At 78.1% G+C, this 1,897-nt stretch carries 3 protein-coding genes; 1 reads left to right on the top strand and 2 read right to left on the bottom strand.

Translation table 11 applies throughout. From position 1 onward, the window contains the following. Positions 1 to 507, top strand: a 507-nt coding sequence (locus tag AE652_RS40460) for an aminoglycoside phosphotransferase family protein (RefSeq protein ID WP_049660797.1), incomplete at its 5' end; no start/stop codon positions are given. 91 nt (positions 508 to 598) lie between these two features. Here the strand turns inward: AE652_RS40460 and AE652_RS40455 are convergent. Beyond that, positions 599 to 1,342: an SUKH-3 domain-containing protein gene (locus AE652_RS40455; protein WP_049660794.1), complete on the bottom strand. Its 744-nt coding sequence runs from the start codon at positions 1,340 to 1,342 to the stop codon at positions 599 to 601. After that, positions 1,339 to 1,761, bottom strand: coding sequence for a YwqJ-related putative deaminase (locus AE652_RS40450; protein WP_049660792.1), 423 nt, complete (start codon positions 1,759 to 1,761; stop codon positions 1,339 to 1,341). Before AE652_RS40450 ends, AE652_RS40455 begins: the two co-directional genes overlap by 4 nt. Positions 1,762 to 1,897: the final 136 nt, after the last annotated feature.

Raw genomic sequence — 1,897 nt, 5'->3', positions numbered from 1 at the left:
GCCTGGCAGGCGTGGACGGCCCCCGAGCGCGTGGTGGTGCCCGGGGGCACCGCCCGCGCCGGGCTGTGGCGGCGGGCGGTGGAGGTGATCGGCGGCGCGGTGCCCGCGCACCGCTCCTGCTTCCTGCACCGCGACTTCCACCCCGGCAACGTGCTGTTCACCGGCGCGGGCGCCGACCTGGCCGTCAGCGGGGTCGTCGACTGGGTGGAGACGTCCTGGGGGCCGGCCGACCTGGACGTCGCCCACTGCTCCACCGCCCTGGCCCTGCTGCACGGCCCCGAGGCGGGCCTGGCCTTCGCCGACCGCTACACCGCCGCCGGCGGCCGCACCCTCGCCGCCGGCCGCGACCACCTGTACTGGCGGCTGCTGGACGCCCTCGCCTTCGCCCCGGACGCCCGGAAGGTCGCCGAGCCCTGGCGCGAGCTGGGACGCGCCGACCTGACGCCCGCCGTGCTGACGGAACGCCTGGAGGACTACCTGCAGGCCCTGTTCGACCGCTACGCCTGAACCCGCCCGCGCCCCGGGGGTCCGGGGCGCGGGGTGCCCGGGCGGGTGCCGCGGTGCCGCCGCGACGCGGGCGGCGGGACGTGCCGACGCGTCAGCGGGCCGGGTACCACGCGCGGTACATGTCCAGGACGCGGTCGGCGGGCAGGGCGGGCATCTGCGTGACGAGGCCGTTGCGGCGGTCCACGATCAGGCAGCCCGCGCCCACGTTCGCGAGCGGGTCCGGGTCGGCGAAGACCGGGAAGGCCGGCCAGCCGAGCTCGAACTCCCGGAGCACGACGTCCACCGCGCCGAGGGGGCCGCCCCGGACGGCGCGGTGGCGGGCCAGGTCGCGGGCCCTGGCCTCGTCCGCCGGTTCGCCGGGGGGAAGCGGGGCCGGCGCGGCCGGGTCGAGGCGCCTCGGGCGCCGGCCCTCGACCAGGGCGACCAGGGCGCCGTCGAAGGAGTCGGCGACCTTCCACAGGTCGCCCCAGAACAGGTGGACGGCGCCCTCGGCGTCCATCGCGAGCCGCCCGCGTCCCAGGTCGTACTCCCCGACGGGCACCAGGTCCGGGCCGTACCTCGCGCCGTAGGCGCGCAGGCTCCGGTCCGCGTGGAGCCCGGCCCCGGGATCGATCCGAAACGGCATCCGGGACATGTCCGCACCCGGCCCGTACTGGTGGACGGTCATGCCGCCGAACTCCCGCAGCACGGCCATCACGGGGGCCGGGAAGTACGCGGCCGGGTCTCCCCACGAGCGCAGCCGGGCCCGCAGTTCGTGCTCGGGCAGGCGGACGCCCTCGTACCAGCCGGCCGCGGTCAGGGCGTGGAGGACGGGGGCGGGGAAACGGGACGTCACAGCGCGGGCACCTCCACGACCCGCACGCCGAGCGCGTCGAGCGCGGGTGCGCACGACGAGCAGGGCGGGATCGGGCGCTCGTGCGCCGGATCGCCGGGCTCGCGCAGCAGGATGCCCGCGATCACCGCCCCGGACAGCAGCAGGCCCATGCGCTCGATGACCCGGTCGTGCCCGGGGTCGTGGACGCCTTCGGCGACGAGCGCCGCCCGCGCCTCGGCGGCGACCCGCGACAGCAGGACGACCTCCGGGCAGCGCCCGTGGAACAGCGAGCGCATCGCGGGCGCGGTCCGGTCCAGCAGGCTCCGCACGGCCGGGTGCGCGTCCGTCGTGGCGGTGTGCGTGCTGGTCGCCGTCACCGCCTCGGCCCCGGGGCGCAGCAGTGCGGCGCCGACGCCCGGCGGTATGTCGTCGTCGGACATGGTGCGGCATCAACTCGTCTCGTGTCGTGGCCGGGTGCGGCGCGCGGGAGCGCCGCGACGGCCGGTGGCGGGGGCCGGTGACACGGTAGCGGTGGTCCGCGGCGGGCCGCCGGGGTTCCCGCGTGCGGGCCGCGCG

The sequence above is a fragment of the Kitasatospora sp. MY 5-36 genome (genome assembly GCF_001182915.1).
In the GTDB taxonomy this organism is placed as follows: Bacteria; Actinomycetota; Actinomycetes; order Streptomycetales; family Streptomycetaceae; genus Kitasatospora.
This window is presented reverse-complemented; position numbering and strand designations above follow the sequence as displayed.